We start from the raw sequence: 21,157 nt of genomic DNA, 5'->3' as shown, positions 1-21,157 counted from the left end.
GGAACGACAGGAACAGAAATATGTTAAGATGCTTATTATTCGCCACCAAATGTTAAATGTTTTTTAAAATTTGTTTTACCAGTTCTTCTACCGAGATCTCCGGATTCTGCTTCATCATTCGGTCTGCAATCTTCTCGCTCATCCGCTTCGGGATGCCTAAAACTTCTAATGCAGATAACGATTCTTCCTTGACTTTATTATCCACGAATGTAGAAATATTTTCCGCTTCAATGCCGAATTTCTGGACTTTATCCTTCAAATCTACAATGATTCTTTCTGCGGTTTTGGCTCCTATTCCTTTAGCCTTTTGAATGAGGGCGCTGTTCTTGGAAAGGATAGCCGTAGCGATCTCTTCAAGGCTTAAAGTGGAAAGAAGTATAAGAGCAGAAACAGCTCCTACTCCGTTAACGCTTATTAACAGATTGAACATTTCTTTTTCTGAACGAGTGTTAAATCCAAAGAGAAGATGGGCATCTTCCCGGATGATCTGCTGAATATATAAGAATGCAGGCTTATTCAGGGCCAGGGCCTGGGAGGTCATCAAACTAATACCTACATAGTAACCAACTCCTTGTACATTGATTACTGCGTAAGTGGGCGTAAGTTCTTGAACGCTGCCTTGTAAGGAAAATATCATTATTAATTTTTAAAACTCCCAAATATAGCAATTTAAACTAATTAATATTTTCATTTCATCTGCAAATGGTTGTAAGTAGTTAAGGATATTTAATTGCATCTGATAATTCTATGGGATTATTGTACTTTTTCAGTGTAGATTGCATCTTTTTGGTCATTTCCCTGAAATCCGGCTCAATAGCATTTCCTTTCTCATCCTTAAATTTCACTTTTACATCTCTTGACTTCATTTCCCTGAACGGATCATTATAATAATCCAGGAATATTTTTTTCAGGTTAGCTGCTGAAACTTCAAGGGGTTTAGGATTGGTATTTTCGAATTCTCTTTTATAAAAATCCTTTTTAAGTGCCGAAAATGAAAATTCATAGGACCCTGTGGAGTCTTTCATATGCACAATTAACCCTGGCAATCCTTTGAAAATGTAAGGACCTTCCTGAACAGGTATCTCCTGTGTAAACCAGGCTTCCCACTTTCTGCCTTTATAATTGAGAGTAGCTTTCTGGCAGGCATAGCCATATAGTTGAGCAGTTTCTTTCCCTATTTTCCAATTCAGGGTGATGGGTTCTGTAAGTTTGTAAACATCATTGAGCTGAAAGTAATATTTTGATATAAGATTCTGTTTTTCTTTAATCACGTGAAAAAAATTGGTATCTCCTACTACAAAGCCTCTAAATCCGGAATCCCTGATTGAATCTACCTCATATTGTTTTTCAGAAAAGAATTTTGATTTTCCGTCATGGATAAGAAGTACCATTTTTTTAGATATGGGTTCCGCATTTAAGGAATCTTCTTTATACACCATATCATAATCTATTCTCATAGTCTGGGAATAAAGGTTTTGAATGGCAAAGAAAAGCAGGCTGAGCATTACTATTTTACTACGCATATGTATTCGTTATTTATTTTCAATAATTCCTTCTATATGATAAAACAAATCTTCTTTTTCAAATTGATCAGGGTAGATATAGCCGTTTATAAAAACAGATGGCGTTGCAATAATTCCGTTCTGCACATACCAATCGTTCGAGGCGCTTAAGGCTTCTTTGCTTTTCTCATAATTATAATCTGATGCCATTTTCCACGATTCGAGGTTGCTGTTTTCAAACCAAAATTGTAAAGCCTTTAAGAACTCCTGAGTTCCCTGAGACAGGAAAACACTGTGAAGTATATACAAAAAACTGTTTTTTTCTTCTGAAGATTGTTTTTTAAAAAAAATATTTATTTTTATTTCATCTTCGTAAGCGAAGATTATCCGGTCAACAATAGTACATATATCTTTACACATTTCACAATAAAGACTTGTAAATAGGGTCAATTCTAAAGTACCGTCACCATTACCCAAAGTAATCATAGATTCCGGTAATTCTTTTTGTTCCTGTTTACTTAATGTATTCATAAAAACATCATAATTTCTGGCAATCCTGTTTTTTCTGATAAGCTGGCTCCTGATTTCTTCATTCCGTTTTAAATATTTTCTGATCCTGAACCACACGATAAGAATAACCAGAAAAAAAACACCATACAAAACGAAAGGGATAAAGATTTTCAAATTCATATCACATCAGTAAAATATAGGTTTGTAAAAGTAAGATCATGATAACCCCTAAACATAAAGGGCAAATTTTTTTCATTCTGAATAACTGAAAAAAAAGAGAGTATCCTATCACCGGGATAATAAATATCAGTAATATTTTCTGGATGGCAAAAAAAATGACTTCATCCTGATTAGGCAATAAGAACAAAAATCCTATAATGTTAGTAAAAAAGAATACAAGACTATAGTCCCCAAAATAAGAAACAAAGCTTGCTTTTGATGCATTACCGGAAAATGAGCAGTCTGTAAAATTTCCGGAGCACACCCTGCTCAATCCAGGGTTTTCTATGCCAAATATTTTTCTTAATGAGATAACGGACAGAGACAAACCACCTAGTGATAAGAACAAATATAGAAAAGAATATAATTTTGTTTGGGAATAGATATAAACCAGAAACGTCAGAAAAAAAACCGCTGCAAAAAACAGGGGATATCTCTTATCTTTCTTCTTTTTGGGATCCCACTGAGTTTCATCAATCAAAACAACTACATGATTCCATCTGGAAAGTAATTCGTTTTCCGGCATTGTATGTTTTTCATTCACTAAAAAACCTCCATTGGTCTTTTCAACATAGGCAAGTTCCTGTTGATCTTCTGAAAGGGCTATAAAAGTCATGAAATCATCCGGAAGCTCATCTATTTCGGAATCATCTATTTCAATTGCAAAATTGGAGATCTTATTTACATTCAAAGCACTCACTATTGAAAGTAAGCTTGGAAATGCCGGATGGGAATGAATCTGAAACGAAAACTCGCTTCTGTCCAAGTATATATTTTTTTTTTCTAGGTATTGCAAGATATTCGCTATGCTTTCAACCATATAATTTTTTCTTAATTATTGGAAGTCAGCTGCATTTTTATCCCATAATTTTTTGTTGAGATCAAAAAACAGGTTCCTGACTTCAAGGTGAAATTTTTTATTTTGGGGATCTTCCACCTCCGGATTGTTCACATTAATAAATCTCACGACTCCGCCGTCATATTTTCTATAAATATCAACTACATTAAATTTCCCCGAATTATAGGTATACAAAACACCATTCTCCATATCGGCATCTGCTATTGTGCCGTAGTCTTTGATGATCTCTTCCAATGTTACGTTTTCATAATAGAATCCCAGCAGATTATTATAAATACTCATATTCGTATACATAAATAAAAATTGTCCGCTGGAAGTTTTTTTAATATTTCTTTTCAATATGTCATCTACGTCTTTGGTCTTAAAGAAAATGTATTTTTTGTTGACCGTATTGATCTGATAATCGGCGAAAGTCACAAACTGTATATTTTCTTTGGCAAACTTTAGAGTATGAATATTATTACCCTCTTCATCATTGACTGCGGGTGTATGCTGTAAGTAATAGTAATTTTTACAACTCTGCATTGTAAGGCTTAAAAAGAGCAGTGTACACAGTATTGTTAGTTTTTTATGCATATTATTTCAGTTAAATTCGGCTTTGCATGGATTATAATTACAGCTTACGGCATAGCCATTATCCGTTTTGAAAGGTACATAAACCGCTGTACAGCAGAATCTGAACTCACAAATATTACACGGGGCTATATCATCTTTTTTTATATTCCAAAGCTTTGATAATTCCGGTACTACATTGTCTTTTATTCTTTCAAATGAATCTGTGATCTTACCATAGCTTATTTCATCCGATATATTAAATTTAATTTTTCCGTGCTCATCTACAAATACAGTTTTATAGATGGATAGGTTGTAGTTTTTTGCAATGTTATAGGCTGTCGTATTAATATCTAAAGTATTGACATTAAATTTGGGCAAGAACATCTTCGTATCGTTAATTTTTATATAGATACTCAACACTTCGTTATTCGTTTCTATTTTTTCTTTAGGAGAGTTGAAAAGATATAAAAATTTCAGCCTGTTGTTGTTATATAATTTCCTGTCAATTTTTTGATAGGGAACTGAAAATGATATATTCGTCACTCTTGAATATTCCAATAAGAGCAGAATATCATTTATTGTACTCATACAGTTTCGTTTATCGATGTGAATATGCAGTCTTTTCACCCCCAGTTTATTGACATTTTTTACGATGGTATCCAGATTATCACTCATAAAATCCGACAATATGATAGTCATAAACTGTAGGATGGCTGTGTCTTCATTGATACTTTTATCAGCCAACTCAGGAAAGAAAAGCGTATCCGAATAAAAAATAAATTCATTTTTTTGTAAGAAATCAAGATACTTTTTAGCCATCACATCTGATCTGAATTCTTCAAGGATCAGGTTTAATTTTTTATTTTTAATATGGTTCAAAAAATCGATCATTGTATTGGGTACCAGTTCAATTTCTTCTCTCTGAAGATCATATATGGCCCCTCGTTCATGTCCTTTAACCGGTATACAACATGAAAATACATGGATATATTTACCATTGTTATTCTGTAGATATGTTGATTCCATCTTTATATATTCTTAAACAATAGATTTCCGACTGGTGCATGAAAGTATCAATTATTCTGAATGGCCGATCCCTTTTTATTTTTTTTACATCCATTGGGGTTGTATGGGCGAAAATAACAGGAAGCAGTTCTTTTTTCTTCTCATATCCCAGTTCTTTCAGTAATGTTTTTTTCATGTGTTCATTTTTTTTAAGCTGTGTGCTACCTCGTAATGAAGATTATAATTGCATGGCAACGAGGTCATCCTAAACTGTCCCGAAGGATTTATTTCCAGAAAATAGTATTCTCCATCCTTCCCTTTTATAATATCCAGCGAACCTGTATCTAATCCCAGATTTTTCATCAGTCTGCATATCTTTTCATCTACTCCTTCAGGAAGAGTATAAGAAATCATTCTGTTCGGTTTACTGTAGTTGTAATGTCTGTAATCCACACCGGTTTGGGAATCCCTCTGAGAGAAAATGGCCATAGGATAGTTTTTCCCGTTTAAATGAAAAACCCTGAGCTCATATTCCTTATCGATTTTCTCTTGAAATAAACTGGGAAAAAAAATTTTATACCGATCCATTGTCTTAACCTTAACTTCCTTTGTCATAAAAAAAAATGTTTTATCACTGGCATTGATAATTGTACCGTCTTTTATAGATTTGGTAATATATGGTTTTTCAAAATCCAACAAACTGTTACCGTTTGTTATATAGGTTTCTGGTGTCTTCAATCCTATTTTCTGTGAAGCGACTAGAGCACCGATTTTATTCAACCTTTTAACACTTAAGTAATGATTAAGCCATTTCTTTTCCTTTAAAAATTCAAAAAAAACATCCAATGCAGCAGTATACTCTGCTTTTAAATATTCCAGCATTTCCACATTCGTTTCTCCTGCTAATTTTTGTTTAAATTTATCAAAGAATCCGAATTTTCTGTACCACACACATTTAATATCCGATAAATCTATCTTTCCGAAATGTATATTCTCAACAAACAGCCTATTTTCGGAAGACTGCTCGTAATGCATTCTGGTGTTTCCATTAAATAAATCCAGATCGTTTATTCTGATAAATTTTTCTCCAAGAATAGCCAAATGTTCCATCACCAGATTGGTATCATCATCATTTGGAGTTGATAAAATTAAAATCATATTTTCTAAAGTTACATAAATAGAGGAAGAGACTGTCTCAAAAGTACTCCTCTTCCGGCTTCTTGGTTAACAATTATTTGTCATTCAGGAAATTTTCAGAGTAGAATTTACCTTTTGGGACAGCCTCTTTAGATGTTACAGAAAAGGAATACTAATCGCATCCGTCATTTTTCCCGCCTCCACTAGAATAAATGGTTACTGTTTCTAAAACATGAGGATCACTTGCAGTACCCGTTCCTCCACATGGACCGGCCAAAGACACATTAGTTCCTCCAGCTATTCCCACTGAGCCTAACGTTCTCGCTCCAGCAATAACGTCTTTCATGTTCCCTAATTTTTTTCCTTTTAGGTTTTCTAATTTTTTCATAGGTTAAATTTTTAGTTTGATTTGCCACTATTGACATGCTCAATATACAAGTTAAAAATCACCCAACGAAGAAATAATATGCAATTTTCCTGTATTTTCCTTGCAGATAATTTACCAAATATGCAAATTTGTAAAAAACATCATAACATGAAAATTCAGGAAAACTTAAAAAAGCTAAGGATACAGATGGGTTTCTCCCAGTTGCAATTAGGGCAGATATTAGGTACAGATGCTTCAAATTATTCCCGCAAAGAACGTGGAAAAGTTAAAATTTACGATGATGAATGGGAGAAGCTTGCAAAAGCACTGAATGTACCCTTAGAGGATATTAAAGACCATCAAGAAAAATCTGCCTTACAGTCCCAAGATCAATTATCAGGTTCCCACATTACTTATTTAAATGTCCCTGATTTTATTCTGGAAACTCAACAAAAATATATTGAGAAATTAGAAAAAGAAAATATGGAGCTTTTAAAAGAGAATATTAAATTAAAGGCACCGAAATAAACTGATTATACAGTCTTGAACTGTCTTAAAAATATAAATCTGAAAATATTAAGAGCCGCTTCACAAATTGTGAAACGGCTCTTATATTTTTTAAATCTCCTTTTAATACAAAAGATTCTTATTACTTCTTGTTTTCTCTTCTTTGGGCATCAAGTACTGCTACAGTGGCCAGGTTTACGATCTCATCTACACTTGAACGCATCTGTAAAACGTGAACCGGTTGTTTTAGTCCCATTAAGATGGGTCCTATCACCTGTGCTACTTTCATTCCTCTGATGATCTTGTAAGAAAGGTTGGCACTTTCAAGATTTGGGAAAACAAAGGTATTGGCAGGCGTTGTTCCTAATTTTGAGAATGGATAATCACTCAAATGATCTGCATTCATTGCAAAATCGGGCTGAATTTCCCCATCAACAATCATTTTAGGATATTTCTCGTGAAGGATGCTTACCGCTTTGGCTACTTTTTTGGAGGTCTCAGAGATTGCCGCAAAGTTTTCGAAACCAAGCATGGCAATTCTAGGTTCTATTGCAAAAGATTTCACTGTAATTTCTGCCATTTTAGCAATATTCACAAGGTCTTCAGCGGTAGGATTCTGATTGATGGATGTGTCTGCAAAGAAAATAGGTTTCTTCTCTGAAAGAATCATCATCATCGCTGCCACTTTATCTACTCCTTTATCTTTTTCGATCACTTCTAAAACTGGACGAAGTACTGAGGTATAGTTTTTAGAGAAACCTACAATAAGTCCGTCTGTATCTCCGTGTCTCAACATTAAAGGACCGAAATAATCTCTCTGACGTACATATCTTTTCGCTTTGTACTCGTTCATGCCTTTTCTCTGACGAAGTTTCCAAAGTGTTTCTCTGTATCTTTTTCTGTTTTCTTTCTGATCGTCATCACTTGGATCGATAATCGGAATATCCAGATTGATACCGAAACGCTCCATCTGTTCTTTGATGTATTTTTTATCTCCTAAAAGACTTGGGAATGCAATTCCTTCTTCGTAAAGAATCTGCGCTGCTTTCAATACGTTGTATTCTTCAGCATTTCCTAAAGTGATTCTCTTCGGATTCGATTTGGCACGGCTCTGCATCATTCTTACCAACTTCTCATCTCTTCCCATTCTGTCTAGCAGCTGGGTTTCGTATTCTTCGAAGTCTTCAATGGTTTTTCTGGCAATACCACTTTCGATAGCTGCTTTTGCTACAGCACTGGATACTTTGGTGATCAGTCTGTTATCAAACGGTTTTGGAATAAAATATTCTCTTCCAAACTGCAAGTTCTGAACATTATACGCCAAGATTACAGCTTCCGGTACCGGTTCTTTTGCAAGATCAGCGATAGCATGTACGGCCGCCAGCTTCATTTCCTCGTTGATTCCTTTTGCCTGAACGTCTAATGCTCCGCGGAAAATGTAAGGGAATCCCAATACATTGTTCACCTGGTTAGGATAGTCACTTCTTCCTGTTGCCATGATCACATCTTTACGGGTTTCAAGAGCAAGGTCATAAGCAATTTCAGGATCGGGGTTGGCCAAAGCAAAAACGATAGGATTTTCCTTCATGCTGGAAAGCATTTCCGGAGTCATTACATTTCCTTTTGACAGACCAATGAAAACATCAGAACCTTTTACGGCATCTTCCAGTGTATCGATATCGGTATTGGCAATGAAATCTATTTTTTCAGGGGTAAGATTTTCTCTTTTATGATTGATCACTCCTTTACTGTCGCACATCAAAACATTTTCTCTCTTCAGACCTAAAGAAATGTATAAGTTGGTACATGCAATGGCAGCCGCTCCGGCTCCGTTCACGACCATTCTTACTTCTGCGATATTTTTATTGGCGATTTGCAGTGAGTTGATCAGTGCAGCGGCTGAAATAATAGCCGTTCCGTGCTGATCATCGTGCATTAAAGGAATATCAAGCTCTTCTTTCAGTCTCTGCTCGATGTAGAAAGCTTCCGGTGCTTTAATATCTTCAAGATTGATTCCTCCGAATGTAGGCGCAATCCCTTTTACAATCTGAATAAATTTGTCCGGATCTTTTTCATCGATTTCAATATCAAAGACATTGATATCTGCAAAGATCTTGAACAAAAGACCTTTTCCTTCCATTACCGGTTTTGAAGCTTCAGCTCCGATATCACCAAGACCTAAAACAGCCGTTCCATTGGAAATTACTGCCACAAGGTTTCCTTTTCCTGTGTAGTCGTAAACGGTTTCAGGCTTATCGTGGATTTCCATACAAGGAACTGCCACCCCTGGTGAGTATGCCAATGATAAATCTCTTTGAGAAGAGTGAGGCTTCGAAGGAATCACTTCGATTTTTCCTTTAGGTTCGGCTTTATGATAATCTAACGCGGCCTGATTAAAGTTCTTTTCGTCGCGGTGGGTTTTACTTGACATAGAATTTTGTTTTTTATTAAAGTATATACTTAATATGGTAATCTACTAAACTTTCGATTGGTTTCTGGACAACATGCCCAACAGTTAAATGTAATTCTTCCGCCACTGAGCGTAGAATATCTTCGTAATAATAAGCGATAGAGCCGATGAAATTGATCTCGGCCTCTTTTGATTCTTCGTACGGAATCACCTGGTATTCAAAGAAATCTTTCATCTCTTTATATACCATATCTTTTAAATAAGGATGATCCTTTCTTTCGATGACAAATTTATTGAAATCGGCAAGATAGGCATTAGGCCTCGGACTGTGATACATATTTTGCAATGCATCTTCCACAGTCAGTGTATAATTCTGCTCAAATTCTGCAAGAAGATCTGAAGGCAGCTTTTGCATAAAGTATCTGCGTACCAGCTGTTTTCCAATAGCACTTCCGCTTCCTTCGTCTCCAATAAGAAAACCAAGGGAAGGAAGTTTTATTTTAAGGTTTTCGCCATCAAAATAGCATGAATTTGAGCCTGTTCCTAAAATGCAAACTACGGCAGGTTTCCCTCCATAAGCAGCATACGCCGCAGCCATAAGATCCTCTTTCACCACAACTTCAGCTTTTGTGAATATCTTTTTCAGCTCTTCTTCTATAGTTTCGCAGTTTTTTTTCACACCACATCCTGAACCATAAAAGAAAATCTTGGTTATGGAATTTCTGACCAATATAAGGCTGCTGTTCTTTTCTATTTCAGGAACGATAAGTTCCCTGTTGATAAAATTAGGATTAAAGCCGATAGTTTCTGTTTTTAAAAACACTTTTTTGAAGTCATCCAGGATCACCCAATCTGATTTGGTAGAACCACTATCAACAATAGCAACCATATTTTACATTTTAGTTTAAGGATGCTAAATTATGAATTTATCTTCAAATAGCGTTTAAAAACAGACTGGAAGCTTCTAATGTTTTATATCAGCTTTTTGATTATTAAACTTGATCAGCCAGTCTTCAATTTCGTCCTCAAGATAAGAACTCTGAAGCATAATGGCATTGATAAAATCATCTGGAACAGGCTGGTCTGTGGAGTTTTCAAGGTTCCACAATTCGTCTGCCATATTTTCATATTCTGAATACACTCTTTTGAAGCGGGAATTCTCTCTCTCAAGAGCCTCAATATTTTTTTGCTGAAGCTGGAATTTTCTGTATTTGTTTTGACTTTTCATACAAATATTGTTATAAATTGGGTCGTAAAAATTAAGGTAGTATGCGTTATAGTGCGCATTACAAGATAGAAAAAACCATCAACACAAGAAGTTGAAAATGAATTTATTATCAGGTTATAATCACATCATTCTGAATATTAAATTTAGAAATTATTTTGATTCAAAAAAAAAAATTAACAACTTTTTTCAATGTTTAACATCTATTTATCACAATACCGTAGAGCTAAAAATCACTTAGTAATGTGAATGCCTTTAGCCTAGACCGATTGTCATGATGTTTGATCACTTTATAAAATTTCATAAAGTAATTTCTCTCATTTTTTTTAACTCATTACACAAAGTTTTTGCAAGACTAAATCTCCTCTTTAACTACCGAAAACTATTTTATCGAAGGCTAAAAAAACACCTATTTCATTACCTGTCAGTACAATGAAGTAAATTTCTATTTTAAAATGACCTTTTATTCTTACATTATTAACATATAATTATAAATTTGCATCTTCATATCTATTGAATGAGAGAATTACTAATACGCCAGAAACAGGTTTTGTTCTTCATTATAGCCGGAGGGCTGAGTGCTGTTGTAGAAATTGGAAGCTTCAAGGCATTCAGTACTTACCTTCCCCACTTTTTTGCCAGAGAAACCAATTTTCATGGCATTCATTATCCTTTAAGTAATATTCTCTCCACCAGCTGCGGGATCATCACGAATTACTTTTTAAGTATCTGGTTTGTCTTTGAAAGAGGAAAGCATTCTAAGAAAAAAGAATTTGCATACTTTATGGGTGTTTCTTTTGTTTCAACATTGGTAAGTTTAGGATTTTTCCAGATTTTTTACAGCTTTATATTTAAGGACAATATCAATTTAATTTTTTATACCTTAAGCCCGGAAATGATCAGTAAGATTGCGGCAATCCTGCTGGTTTCCATTCTTAATTATTCAGTGAAAAAGAAAGTAATTTTTAACGGTTAGGCTGTGACAAAAATTTTAAATTATCTCTGGAGATTCTGGTTGCTGCTACTGGCATTTGTCTTAACAGTTACAATGGGAATCCCTGTTTACATTTTATCTTTCAATAAAAAGCATTACAAATACGCTTACCGGTTTATCCGCATCTGGTGTTTCGGGATGTTTTACGGGATGGGTTTAAGGTATGATCTCATCAATCTTTCTGATCAGAAAAAAGACAGAAACAAACCATACGTTTTCATTTCGAACCACACATCGATTATGGATATTATGCTCACCTGTATCCTGATGCCTGATCACCCTATTTGTTTTGTGGGAAAGAAAGAATTGGTGAAAATACCGATTTTCGGTACCATATATAAAAGGATATGCGTGATGGTAGACCGGAGCAGTGCCAGAAGCCGTGCAGATGTGTACAGAAGATGCGCTGAAAAAATGGAAGAAGGAAACAGTATTGCTATATTTCCTGAAGGGGGCGTCCCGGATGATACTACTATTATTCTTGATGAATTTAAAGACGGAGCATTTACTTTATCTTTCAAACATCAGTCGCCGATCGCAGTATATACCTTTGTGGGTCTGAAAGAAATTTTCCCTTTCGACAGTTCAAAAGGCTATCCGGGACGGGTCAAGGTATATTTCAACGGAATCCTGCAACCCTCAGGTTCTCCGAAAGATCTAAAAACAGAAGCTTTTGAGGAGATAAAAAAAACGCTGCTGGAACACTCTATATAAAAGAAATAGTTATATTTGTTTGCGAAATTTTTAACAAACATGTCTAAAACAAATCAACCGACTAATTACCCTGCACTATATACCCTGGTGCTTGTATTTTTTTTCTGGGGTTTTATTGCAGCCGGCAATAGTATTTTCATCCCCTTTTGTAAAAACTATTTTTCCCTTGACCAATTTCAGTCCCAATTAATAGACTTTGCATTTTATACAGCCTATTTTCTTGGAGCGTTATTGCTGTTCATATCCAGTACAATTAAAGGGATTGATATTATAGGCAAATGGGGATACAAAAGGAGTATTGTCTACGGACTGCTTCTGTCAGCTGTAGGAGCTGCGATTATGATTCTGGCCGTTAAAGCCAATGTCTATTACGGAATGCTCATTGGACTTTTCGTTGTGGCTCTAGGTTTTTCCATTCAGCAAACTGCTGCCAACCCTTTTGCAGTACTTTTGGGAGATCCCAAAACAGGGGCCAGCAGACAGAATTTAGCTGGAGGAATCAATTCCTTTGGAACATCAATCGGGCCTATTATCGTAGGACTTGCTCTTTTTGGAACAACGGCCACCGTAGATGACGATCAGATCAAACATCTGGCGCTGGATAAAGTAATTTTACTGTATACCGCGGTAGGAGCTTTATTTTTAATTGCTGCCGGAGTTTTCTATTTCTCTAAAAAACTTCCTGACGGAATCTCTAATGAGCCCATGGAAAAAGCTGGAAAAGCAAGAAAAACTTTGATCGCCATGACGATATTGGTTATCTTATTTTTCATTCCGGTATTCAGCAGCTACAATTCTGAAGAAGCTAAAAAAATTGAAGTATTAAGCAGTGAGATTTCAGTGCTGGACTCTAGTTTGAAAAAAGAGACCGATGCTACAAAAACGGCTGAATTCAAAACACAGATCGATCATAAAAAAACAGAACTTGAAACGATAAAACATCCTCTTGAAAAAGAAAGAATGATTTACCTTGGAGGAGCATTGCTTTCTGTTATCGTTTGTCTTCTTTTTGCCAACACCCGTTCGAAAAAGAATCCGGAGGGCTGGGGCGCTATGAAGTATCCACAGCTTGTATTGGGAATGATCGCCATTCTCTGCTATGTGGGAGTAGAAGTTGCAATAGGAAGTAATCTGGGAGAGCTATTAAGTACACCGGCATTCGGCGGACATCAGTCTTCGGACCTTGCTCCTTATATTTCGATGTACTGGGGAAGTTTAATGATCGGAAGATGGACTGGTGCCATTGCTGTATTTAATCTGAACAAACAGCAGCAAACCATTGCTACCATTGTTGTGCCTTTTGTGGCATTCTTAGTTATTATCGGAATCAATACGGTTGCTCAGAAAGACATGTCACACCTTTATTTCTATGCTATCTGTATTGCGATTCAGGTTATCTTATTCCTGATCAGCAAAAACAAACCAGCTGCAACACTTACTATTTTCGGATTGTTTGGAGTAACAGCCATGATCGTAGGACTTCTTACCACTGGAAATATAGCTATTTATGCATTCCTTTCCGGAGGTCTTGCCTGTAGCATCATGTGGCCATCAATCTTTACTTTAGCAATTACCGGCTTAGGAAAATATACTGCTCAGGGGTCAGCATTCCTTGTGATGATGATTCTAGGGGGAGGTATTATTCCACCGCTACAGGGTAAATTATCTGATATTATCGGAATCCATAATTCCTATTTTATTCCTGTGCTTTGTTTTGCATATATTGCATTATTCGCATACATCACCAAGAAGGCTTTGTCTAAACAGGGAATCAATGTTGATATTTTAGAATCTGATGGAGGTCACTAATACAACAAAAACAATATATAAGAAAAGATTTTGGGCAGGTGTATTACTTGCCCAATTTCTTTTGTTCTATGCTTTCTCTAAAATGAAAGTAATGATTGTATTTTTTGAATGGTTCTTTGAAATGCAGAAGAAAATTCATCAACTGCTTTTTAGCTGGATTCCATTTTCTTTCGGAGATTTTATCTATATCCTTTTAGGCGTTTTTCTTTTGTACTCCTTTATTCTATGTTTTAAAAAGACAACCAGAAACAGGTCGATCTTAAGGCTTCTTACCGTCCTTAATATCTTCTACTTCATTTATCAGATCTGTTGGGGCATGCTGTACTTTCAGACTCCTGTTATCAAGAAACTGTCCAGCCAAAAAGAACCGGAAGTTGCTAAAGCAAAAGTACTGGCTCTCCTCTATCTTAAAAAATGCAAAGCGACCAGGCAATCTGTACGGGAAGATAAAAATGGAGTATTCATTATTACGGATCTGAATGCTATACAAACTGAAATTCTTCGCCAACAGGCGCAACTTCCAAAATATATTTCCGATAAAGAAGCACCACAGATCAATGCTTTCAAACCCAGTCTTTTTAAAAGTGTGATGAATTTTACCGGAATATTAGGGTATTACAATCCTTTTACTGCAGAAGCACAATACAATGCTGAGCTTCCCCATACCTTTATTCCATTTACTTCTGCTCATGAAAGCTCACACCAGCTGGGTTTTGCAAGAGAACAGGAAGCCAATTTTGTGGGTTATCTGATTGGTGTCAATGCTAAAAATAATGATCTGAGATACAGCACTGAATATTTTACTTTAAAAAGCCTTTTAAGATTTATTGCTGAGGAAGATCCTGCCTTTGTCAAAAATATTCTCAACGAATATTCTCCAGCCATGAAAAGAGACAGAAGGTATGAAAGAAGTTTTATCTTCAGACACCAGGGCTGGCTTGATGATTTCTTTGGGTTTACCAATAACCTGTTTTTAAAAAGTAATCAGCAGGAAGGAGCTGTTACTTATTCTTACTTTATTGATCTCTTACTGAACTACGAAAAGTCATAAACAAAAAAAAGAATCGTATCAGGCGATACGATTCTAAAAACACAAATGATGAAAAAAAATTTATTACCTTGACTTGTTCCCTCATTCAAGGCGATGTAAAAGTACAACATATTTTATAAATACAAAAACATTTCCCTCCTTTTTTAAAACTTTAAGAAAACTTTATGATTTTTTAAGTTTTTTTGAGTTTATCTTCAAAAATTATAATTTTACAAAAACAACCAATTCAACAATAATTCGCTACCTAATCATGTTCCAGAGCGTTAAAACCCCATAAAACTAAACAATTGTTTAATAATATCGTATTGCATTTCTATTCGATTTTGAATATCAAAAAATTAGAGTTATTATTGTTTTAACAGATACAAATGACTGTTAAAAGAGTAATAATTCTATTTATAAATTAGTTCTCTTTTACTCACTTAGAAGATTTTTGATATGCTTAAATTCGGACAAGAAAAAGAAGTTGTTGATCAAAGCGAAAAGGAGATTATCCACATTTTCAAAAAATTACTGAAATTCACAGTGAACTTTTTTAGGGAGCAAAAATTATCCAGTTGAGTTTTCTGAAGAAATATCTTATCCAAAATTAAGAATGACAGGTCTCAAATTCTATTGCGAAATCAGCTACATTTTAACCTAAATAAAGCAAAAAACACAATAATATTTCCACATAATCAAGCATTTAACAATACTATATCACTAAGAAAAGAAAAAAATTTGTTTTTTTAAAACATCTGCGTATTTTAGTTAAAAATATTAATATGATTTTTGACAAACTAATTAACTATCTAAAACTCGATAAACAGGAATTTTCGTTCCAGTTCAATTCCCATCCTAACTACCCTTCTGCGTTAGCTTTTAGTGATACCCTAAACTTTATGGGTGTAAAAAATGATGCCTATGAACTGGATAAGGAATATTGGGATGAGCTGCCGGAAGAATTTATCGCGATTGTAGATAATTCCTTTTCTCTGGTCAAAAAATCAGGAGCCAGTTATTCAGTTTACTCCGAAAAAGCCAAAACACTAAATAAAGAAGAGCTCCATCAAAAATCTACAGATTTCGTACTGTTGTTTGAAAAAAGCGAAAATGCCGAAAGCAAGGTCGCCTTCAATTTTACCCCTCTTTTATATGTTGTTTTTGCCATCATCACTGTTTACTCTTTTTTCACGCAAAACCTATACGAAGCTTTTTTTAATGTTCTTTCCCTCGCGGGAGTCTATATTTCTATGGAGATTTTCAATCAGAAATTCGGGGCTACGTCTACTGTGATAGGAAGTATTTGTGGAGATACCTCTGCCAAACAGGTTACCAATTCATGTGATAAGATTATTAAGCAGGATAAAACAAGTATTTTAGGTTTAAAGTTTTCAGACTTTTCTCTGATTTATTTTGCTGGGCTTGCCATATTGGGACTTTTCCTTCCTGCGACAGCATATATCGTAAAAGGATTTACTTTGGTTTCCATATTGGCTATTGGCTATTCGTTATACATTCAGGCTTTCGTAGAAAAAGCATTCTGTAGAGTTTGTCTTCTGATCATTTCAATCCTTATCGGACAGTTGATTCTCAGCATCTTCTTTTTCCAGAATACCCCCCTTAGTATAGGAATGCTATTATTAACAGTTGTTTTGTGGATCCTTGTTTTCTCTGCAGTTTTATACTTCAGTAACATTCTTTCTCAAAAAGAAAGCCTACAGAAATCAAATGCTAAAAACCTTAGATTTAAAAGAAATTACGAACTTTTCAAAAGTCAGCTTTTGGAAAATGAAAAAATAGAATTCCAGGATACTGAAACTTTCTCACTTGGAAATGAGGACGCCAAACTTCGTCTTTCCATCGTATCGAATCCTTATTGCGGTTTTTGTAAAGATGGTCATAAAATCATGGAAGGATTACTTGAAAAATACCCTGATGATATTTCTGTACAGATCCGTTTCAATTATTCACCGGATAGAGCTGATGAAAAGTACACCAAATTACTTTCAGCTTTTAAACATATTTATGATCATAAGCCACAGAAAGAGTTCCTGAAATCAGTAGAAGATTGGTTTGAAAACAGAGACGAGAACAAAATCGTTTCCCTATCAGGATCATCTGCACCTGAAGATCTGACATCATTTGTTGAAATGACGAAAGATAACAACAGCTCAGGATTGAACTTCACCCCCATTTTCATTCTTAACGGGCACCAATTTCCGGATAAGTATGATCGTGATGACATTTGGTTTTTCGTTGATGAATTAATGGAAGATGAGGACTTTCAACAAGAAAATGTTCAAGAATTGAAAAATTTACTATCTTAGGAAAAAAATTAAGCGGATTCCGAAAAGCTTTAAAAGAGTAGGAAAATAAAAAACTAAATCGCACTATGAAAAACTTAAAGAAAATATCAAGAGAAAATTTAAAATCGATTAAAGGAGGATTTAGAAGATGTCCGGACGATGGAGAATGTGGTGGAGATCAGTGTTGTGCCAACGGGGTGTGCAGATCAATAGCAGGAGCAGGACCAAACACTTATTATTGTACTCCCTATACTGGTATTGGTTTCACACCGCAAGGTTAAAAAAACATTTATACCAGCTGCGTGAGCTATTAATGATCTTTTATTTTGTATCGATGCATGCAATAAAGATGCATCATAAAATGAACGATATAAATTTGAATATTAATTTGAATAAGTAAAAATGTCGTCATATTTTGGCGACATTTTATAATGAGTATCAATTTTGAAGAAATTTCCCTTTTATAAACAGCCGGATGCTAAAGACTGCGGCCCTACCTGCCTTAGAATTGTAAGTAAATATTACGGCAGAAGTATATCCCTGCAGCAGATCCGTACCCTTTCTGAAACGACCCGTGAAGGAAGCAGCCTCTTAGGGCTGAGCGATGCATCAGAAGACTTGGGATTCCGTTCCCTTGGAGTCCAGATCAATTTTAATACCCTTGCAGAAGAAGTTCCTTTTCCCTGCATAGTCCACTGGAACAAGAACCACTTTGTTGTTGTTTATAAAATAGATAAAAACAATAAAGTCTATATTTCAGATCCTAGTTACGGACTTATCACATATTCGCGGGACGAATTTATCAAATTATGGATCGGGGAAAATGCTAATGAAAACACAGAAGAGGGAATTGCCCTTATTCTGGAAACAACACCTGCCTTTTTTCAGACAGAGTTTGATACAGTGGAAAGTAAAGCCAGCTTCTCTTTCCTATCCAAATATCTGCTGAAATATAAATCTCTTGTCATACAGCTTGCAGTAGGCCTTCTGGCGGGAAGTTTACTTTCCCTTATTTTCCCTTTTCTTACCCAGAGTATTGTAGACGTCGGGATACAGAATCAGGATCTCAACTTTATCTACGTTGTCCTTTTAGCTCAGATCATGTTGTTTCTGGGAAGGATGGGTATTGAAGTGATTAGGAGTTGGATTCTTCTCCACTTGTCAGCAAGGATCAATATTTCTATCATCTCAGATTTCTTTATCAAGCTGATGAAGCTTCCTATAAGCTTTTTCGACACGAGAATGACGGGAGATATCATGCAAAGAATCAATGACCACCACAGAATCGAACAGCTTTTGACGAGTTCCTCGTTAAATACACTATTTTCTTTGGTCAACCTGGTAATCTTTAGTATTGTCCTGTTATTTTACGACTATAGGTTGTTTGTTGTTTATCTTATAGGAGCAGCACTATACATTGGATGGATCAGCTTTTTCCTTAGCAAGAGAAAGGAATTGGATTATAAAAGATTCTCTCAGGTTTCACAGGAGCAGAGCAAAGTCATCGAGTTAATTAACGGAATGCAGGAAATTAAAATGCACAACGCGGAAAAGCAGAAGCGTTGGGACTGGGAATTCCTGCAGGTAAAATTATTTAAAATAAGAATAAAATCTCTTTCTCTTGAACAGTGGCAGTCTGTGGGAGGAAACTTCATTAATCAGATGAAGGATATTCTGGTAAGTTTCCTTTCAGCCAAACTCGTATTAGAAGGAAATCTGACTTTAGGGATGATGCTTTCTGTACAGTACATCATTGGCCAGCTGAATAGTCCGTTGTTACAACTTATAGATTTTATCAAGCAAACTCAGGATGCTAAAATCTCTCTTGAAAGATTGGGAGAGATTCACGACAAAGAAGATGAAGAGGACAAAAATGAGCAGTATGCCGGAGAAATTCCGCAGAAAGACATTGACGTCAGCAATATATCATTCAGGTATATAGGATCTGATGTTCCTGTATTTGAAGACCTCAGTCTCAGCATCCCTTATCAAAAGACAACGGCGATTGTAGGGGCCAGCGGAAGTGGAAAGACAACACTACTCAAACTTCTGATGAAATTTTATGAACCAACGGCGGGAGAAATCAGACTTGGAAATACTCAGCTCAGAAATATTTCCCCAAGATTCTGGAGAGATCATTGCGGAGTGGTGATGCAGGAAGGATATGTATTTAATGATACGATAGCCAATAATGTGGCGGTAGGAGAAGATTACGTTGATAAACAGAAATTGAGACGTGCCGTGGAAATTGCCAACATTAAAGATTTTATTGAGAGTCTTCCTTTAAGCTACAATACAAAAATAGGAAACGAGGGTGTGGGAGTCAGTGGTGGTCAGAAGCAAAGACTATTCATTGCCAGAGCGGTTTACAAATCTCCGGATTTTATATTTTTTGATGAAGCGACTTCAGCATTGGATGCCAATAATGAAAAAGTCATTATGGAAAACCTGGAGCAGTTCTTTAAAGGTAAGACAGCTATCGTCATTGCCCACAGATTATCCACGGTAAAACATGCTGATAAAATTATCGTTCTGGATAAAGGTAAAGTAGTAGAAGAAGGTAGCCATGCTGACCTTGTGGCTTTAAAAGGAGAATACTACAGATTGGTAAAAAATCAACTGGAATTAGGAAATTAATTTTATTTCCTCTGAAACATGGAGGAAATTCTATCTTAGAAACATGAAAGAAGACATCTTAGACAATATTGAACTCCGCTCGGAAAGTGTTCAGGACATCCTCACCCAGCCTCCTCATTGGATGATACGCTGGGGAAACAGCGTTATTTTAGTTATCCTTCTGCTTATCCTTGTGATGAGCTACATCATCAAATATCCGGAATTTGTTTCTGCTCCGGTGATCGTTACCTCACAAAATCCCCCTGAGAAAATTGAGGCCCGGATGAGCTCAAAAATTGAAAAAATCTTTATCAAGGATCATCAGGAAGTAAAGAAAAATGATGTCCTGATGGTCATGCAGTCTACGGCCAATTATAAAGATGTTTTGGAACTGAAAAAGCTGGTGGATTCTATTTCGCCTCAACAGCTGCAAAATTTCCCGATTGCTCAGACCTCAAGATTTAAACTGGGTGAATTGCAGGGAGATTATAACAGTTTTGCAAAAGCTTTTCAGGATGAGGAACTTTTTACAAGACTTCAGCCTTATGCACCGGAAAATATAGCTGCTAACCAAAGTATTTCAGAATACAGGGGAAGAATTGCTACACTAAAACAGCAGAAAAGTCTGGAACTGGCTAAATATGATTTATCAAAGAAAAGCTATCAGAGATCTCAGGAATTATTCAACCAGGGAGTAATTGCATCTGTGGAACTTGAAAACGAAAAAATAAAATATCTTCAGGCTCAGCAAAATCTTGAAAATCTTAATATTTCTATCTCCCAAATGGATGAAGGTATTTCTAATCTTAATAAAACAAAAAGCGGAACAGCCATTAATACAGAAAAAGATAAGATCACCTATTCTTCGCAGAGTTTACAGCTTTTCGAGCAACTTCGTAAATCTTTGAAACAATGGGAACAGAATTATCTTGTGATTTCTTCTACAGATGGGATGGCCAGTTTTCAACAATTCTTCGGTGAAAACCAGTTTGTAAAAGCGGCAGAGCCTATCCTTTCCATACTTCCGACAAACAAAGAGAAGCTGGTAGGCAGAATGTCTGTCCCTACCGTTAATTCAGGAAAAGTCCTTACCGGTCAGAAGGTATTGATCAAACTTGATAACTACCGATTCCAGGAATATGGTATTGTAGAAGGGAAAGTACAGAACATATCTCTAATACCCGATGATAAAGGAAACTATTATGTTGATATTACTCTTCCTAAAGGATTAAAAACCAGCTATAATAAAAAATTGGTTTTTGACAAAGAACTAAGAGGTAATGCAGAGATTGTAACTCAGGATCTCCGACTTATCGAAAGATTCTTCTACCAGATCAGAAAATTATTGGGATACCAGAGTTAATGTATTCCATACAGATATCAAATAAA

Annotated in this window: 21 protein-coding genes; 9 read left to right on the top strand and 12 right to left on the bottom strand. The window is 35.6% G+C overall.

The window, feature by feature from the left end; genetic code table 11:
• Positions 1-52: 52 nt before the first annotated feature.
• From ruvA to BUC06_RS23910, 9 genes are all read right to left on the bottom strand, one after another.
• Positions 53-637, bottom strand: coding sequence for a Holliday junction branch migration protein RuvA (gene ruvA / locus BUC06_RS19065; protein WP_073335587.1), 585 nt, complete (start codon positions 635-637; stop codon positions 53-55).
• Between the two features lie 79 nt (positions 638-716).
• A complete protein-coding gene (locus BUC06_RS19060; RefSeq protein WP_073335586.1) occupies positions 717-1,523 on the bottom strand; it encodes a GLPGLI family protein in 807 nt (268 codons plus the stop codon).
• Between the two features lie 9 nt (positions 1,524-1,532).
• On the bottom strand, positions 1,533-2,192 hold the full coding sequence (locus tag BUC06_RS19055) for a DsbA family protein (protein ID WP_073335585.1): 660 nt from the start codon (positions 2,190-2,192) through the stop codon (positions 1,533-1,535).
• A 1-nt stretch (position 2,193) separates the two neighbouring features.
• Positions 2,194-2,997, bottom strand: a complete 804-nt coding sequence (locus BUC06_RS19050) for a vitamin K epoxide reductase family protein (protein ID WP_167367435.1) — start codon at positions 2,995-2,997, stop codon at positions 2,194-2,196.
• A 69-nt stretch (positions 2,998-3,066) separates the two neighbouring features.
• Positions 3,067-3,666: a hypothetical protein gene (locus tag BUC06_RS19045; RefSeq protein ID WP_139263400.1), complete on the bottom strand. Its 600-nt coding sequence runs from the start codon at positions 3,664-3,666 to the stop codon at positions 3,067-3,069.
• 6 nt (positions 3,667-3,672) lie between these two features.
• Positions 3,673-4,671: a hypothetical protein gene (locus BUC06_RS19040; protein ID WP_073335582.1), complete on the bottom strand. Its 999-nt coding sequence runs from the start codon at positions 4,669-4,671 to the stop codon at positions 3,673-3,675.
• Positions 4,646-4,846 carry a hypothetical protein gene (locus tag BUC06_RS19035; RefSeq protein WP_073335581.1) on the bottom strand — a complete coding sequence of 67 codons (201 nt, stop codon included), beginning with the start codon at positions 4,844-4,846 and terminating at the stop codon, positions 4,646-4,648. Before BUC06_RS19035 ends, BUC06_RS19040 begins: the two co-directional genes overlap by 26 nt.
• Positions 4,843-5,808 carry a grasp-with-spasm system ATP-grasp peptide maturase gene (gene gwsG / locus BUC06_RS19030; RefSeq protein WP_073335580.1) on the bottom strand — a complete coding sequence of 322 codons (966 nt, stop codon included), beginning with the start codon at positions 5,806-5,808 and terminating at the stop codon, positions 4,843-4,845. The genes BUC06_RS19035 and gwsG overlap by 4 nt, the downstream gene beginning before the upstream one ends.
• A 151-nt stretch (positions 5,809-5,959) precedes the next feature.
• A complete protein-coding gene (locus BUC06_RS23910) occupies positions 5,960-6,133 on the bottom strand; it encodes a hypothetical protein (RefSeq protein ID WP_167367434.1) in 174 nt (57 codons plus the stop codon).
• A gap of 189 nt (positions 6,134-6,322) precedes the next feature.
• Here BUC06_RS23910 and BUC06_RS19020 point away from each other — a divergent pair, with 189 nt between their 5' ends.
• Positions 6,323-6,682, top strand: coding sequence for a helix-turn-helix domain-containing protein (locus BUC06_RS19020; RefSeq protein ID WP_073335578.1), 360 nt, complete (start codon positions 6,323-6,325; stop codon positions 6,680-6,682).
• A gap of 121 nt (positions 6,683-6,803) precedes the next feature.
• On the opposite strand, the gene BUC06_RS19015 is transcribed toward BUC06_RS19020, so the two are convergent.
• From BUC06_RS19015 to BUC06_RS19005, 3 genes are all read right to left on the bottom strand, one after another.
• Positions 6,804-9,092 carry an NADP-dependent malic enzyme gene (locus BUC06_RS19015; RefSeq protein ID WP_073335577.1) on the bottom strand — a complete coding sequence of 763 codons (2,289 nt, stop codon included), beginning with the start codon at positions 9,090-9,092 and terminating at the stop codon, positions 6,804-6,806.
• Between the two features lie 16 nt (positions 9,093-9,108).
• Positions 9,109-9,960, bottom strand: coding sequence for a BadF/BadG/BcrA/BcrD ATPase family protein (locus BUC06_RS19010; protein ID WP_073335576.1), 852 nt, complete (start codon positions 9,958-9,960; stop codon positions 9,109-9,111).
• 75 nt (positions 9,961-10,035) lie between these two features.
• Positions 10,036-10,299 carry a hypothetical protein gene (locus tag BUC06_RS19005; protein WP_073335575.1) on the bottom strand — a complete coding sequence of 88 codons (264 nt, stop codon included), beginning with the start codon at positions 10,297-10,299 and terminating at the stop codon, positions 10,036-10,038.
• A 514-nt stretch (positions 10,300-10,813) separates the two neighbouring features.
• Here BUC06_RS19005 and BUC06_RS19000 point away from each other — a divergent pair.
• From BUC06_RS19000 to BUC06_RS18970, 8 genes are all read left to right on the top strand, one after another.
• Complete coding sequence (locus BUC06_RS19000) at positions 10,814-11,272, top strand: GtrA family protein (RefSeq protein ID WP_073335574.1); 459 nt, start codon at positions 10,814-10,816, stop codon at positions 11,270-11,272.
• Between the two features lie 3 nt (positions 11,273-11,275).
• Positions 11,276-12,004, top strand: a complete 729-nt coding sequence (locus BUC06_RS18995) for a lysophospholipid acyltransferase family protein (protein ID WP_073335573.1) — start codon at positions 11,276-11,278, stop codon at positions 12,002-12,004.
• A gap of 39 nt (positions 12,005-12,043) precedes the next feature.
• Positions 12,044-13,813, top strand: coding sequence for an MFS transporter (locus BUC06_RS18990; protein WP_073335572.1), 1,770 nt, complete (start codon positions 12,044-12,046; stop codon positions 13,811-13,813).
• A gap of 91 nt (positions 13,814-13,904) precedes the next feature.
• Complete coding sequence (locus tag BUC06_RS18985; protein ID WP_228423839.1) at positions 13,905-14,864, top strand: DUF3810 domain-containing protein; 960 nt, start codon at positions 13,905-13,907, stop codon at positions 14,862-14,864.
• A gap of 764 nt (positions 14,865-15,628) precedes the next feature.
• Positions 15,629-17,173: a vitamin K epoxide reductase family protein gene (locus BUC06_RS18980; RefSeq protein WP_073335570.1), complete on the top strand. Its 1,545-nt coding sequence runs from the start codon at positions 15,629-15,631 to the stop codon at positions 17,171-17,173.
• A gap of 65 nt (positions 17,174-17,238) precedes the next feature.
• Positions 17,239-17,433: a bacteriocin-like protein gene (locus BUC06_RS23635; protein WP_123876942.1), complete on the top strand. Its 195-nt coding sequence runs from the start codon at positions 17,239-17,241 to the stop codon at positions 17,431-17,433.
• 163 nt (positions 17,434-17,596) lie between these two features.
• A complete protein-coding gene (locus BUC06_RS18975) occupies positions 17,597-19,789 on the top strand; it encodes a peptidase domain-containing ABC transporter (RefSeq protein WP_073335569.1) in 2,193 nt (730 codons plus the stop codon).
• A 43-nt stretch (positions 19,790-19,832) separates the two neighbouring features.
• A complete protein-coding gene (locus tag BUC06_RS18970) occupies positions 19,833-21,131 on the top strand; it encodes an HlyD family secretion protein (protein ID WP_073335568.1) in 1,299 nt (432 codons plus the stop codon).
• Positions 21,132-21,157: the final 26 nt, after the last annotated feature.

The organism is Chryseobacterium carnipullorum (assembly GCF_900142785.1).
In the GTDB taxonomy this organism is placed as follows: Bacteria; Bacteroidota; Bacteroidia; order Flavobacteriales; family Weeksellaceae; genus Chryseobacterium; species Chryseobacterium carnipullorum.
Note: the sequence above shows the minus strand (reverse complement) of the source record. Positions and strands in the feature narration are given on the sequence as shown.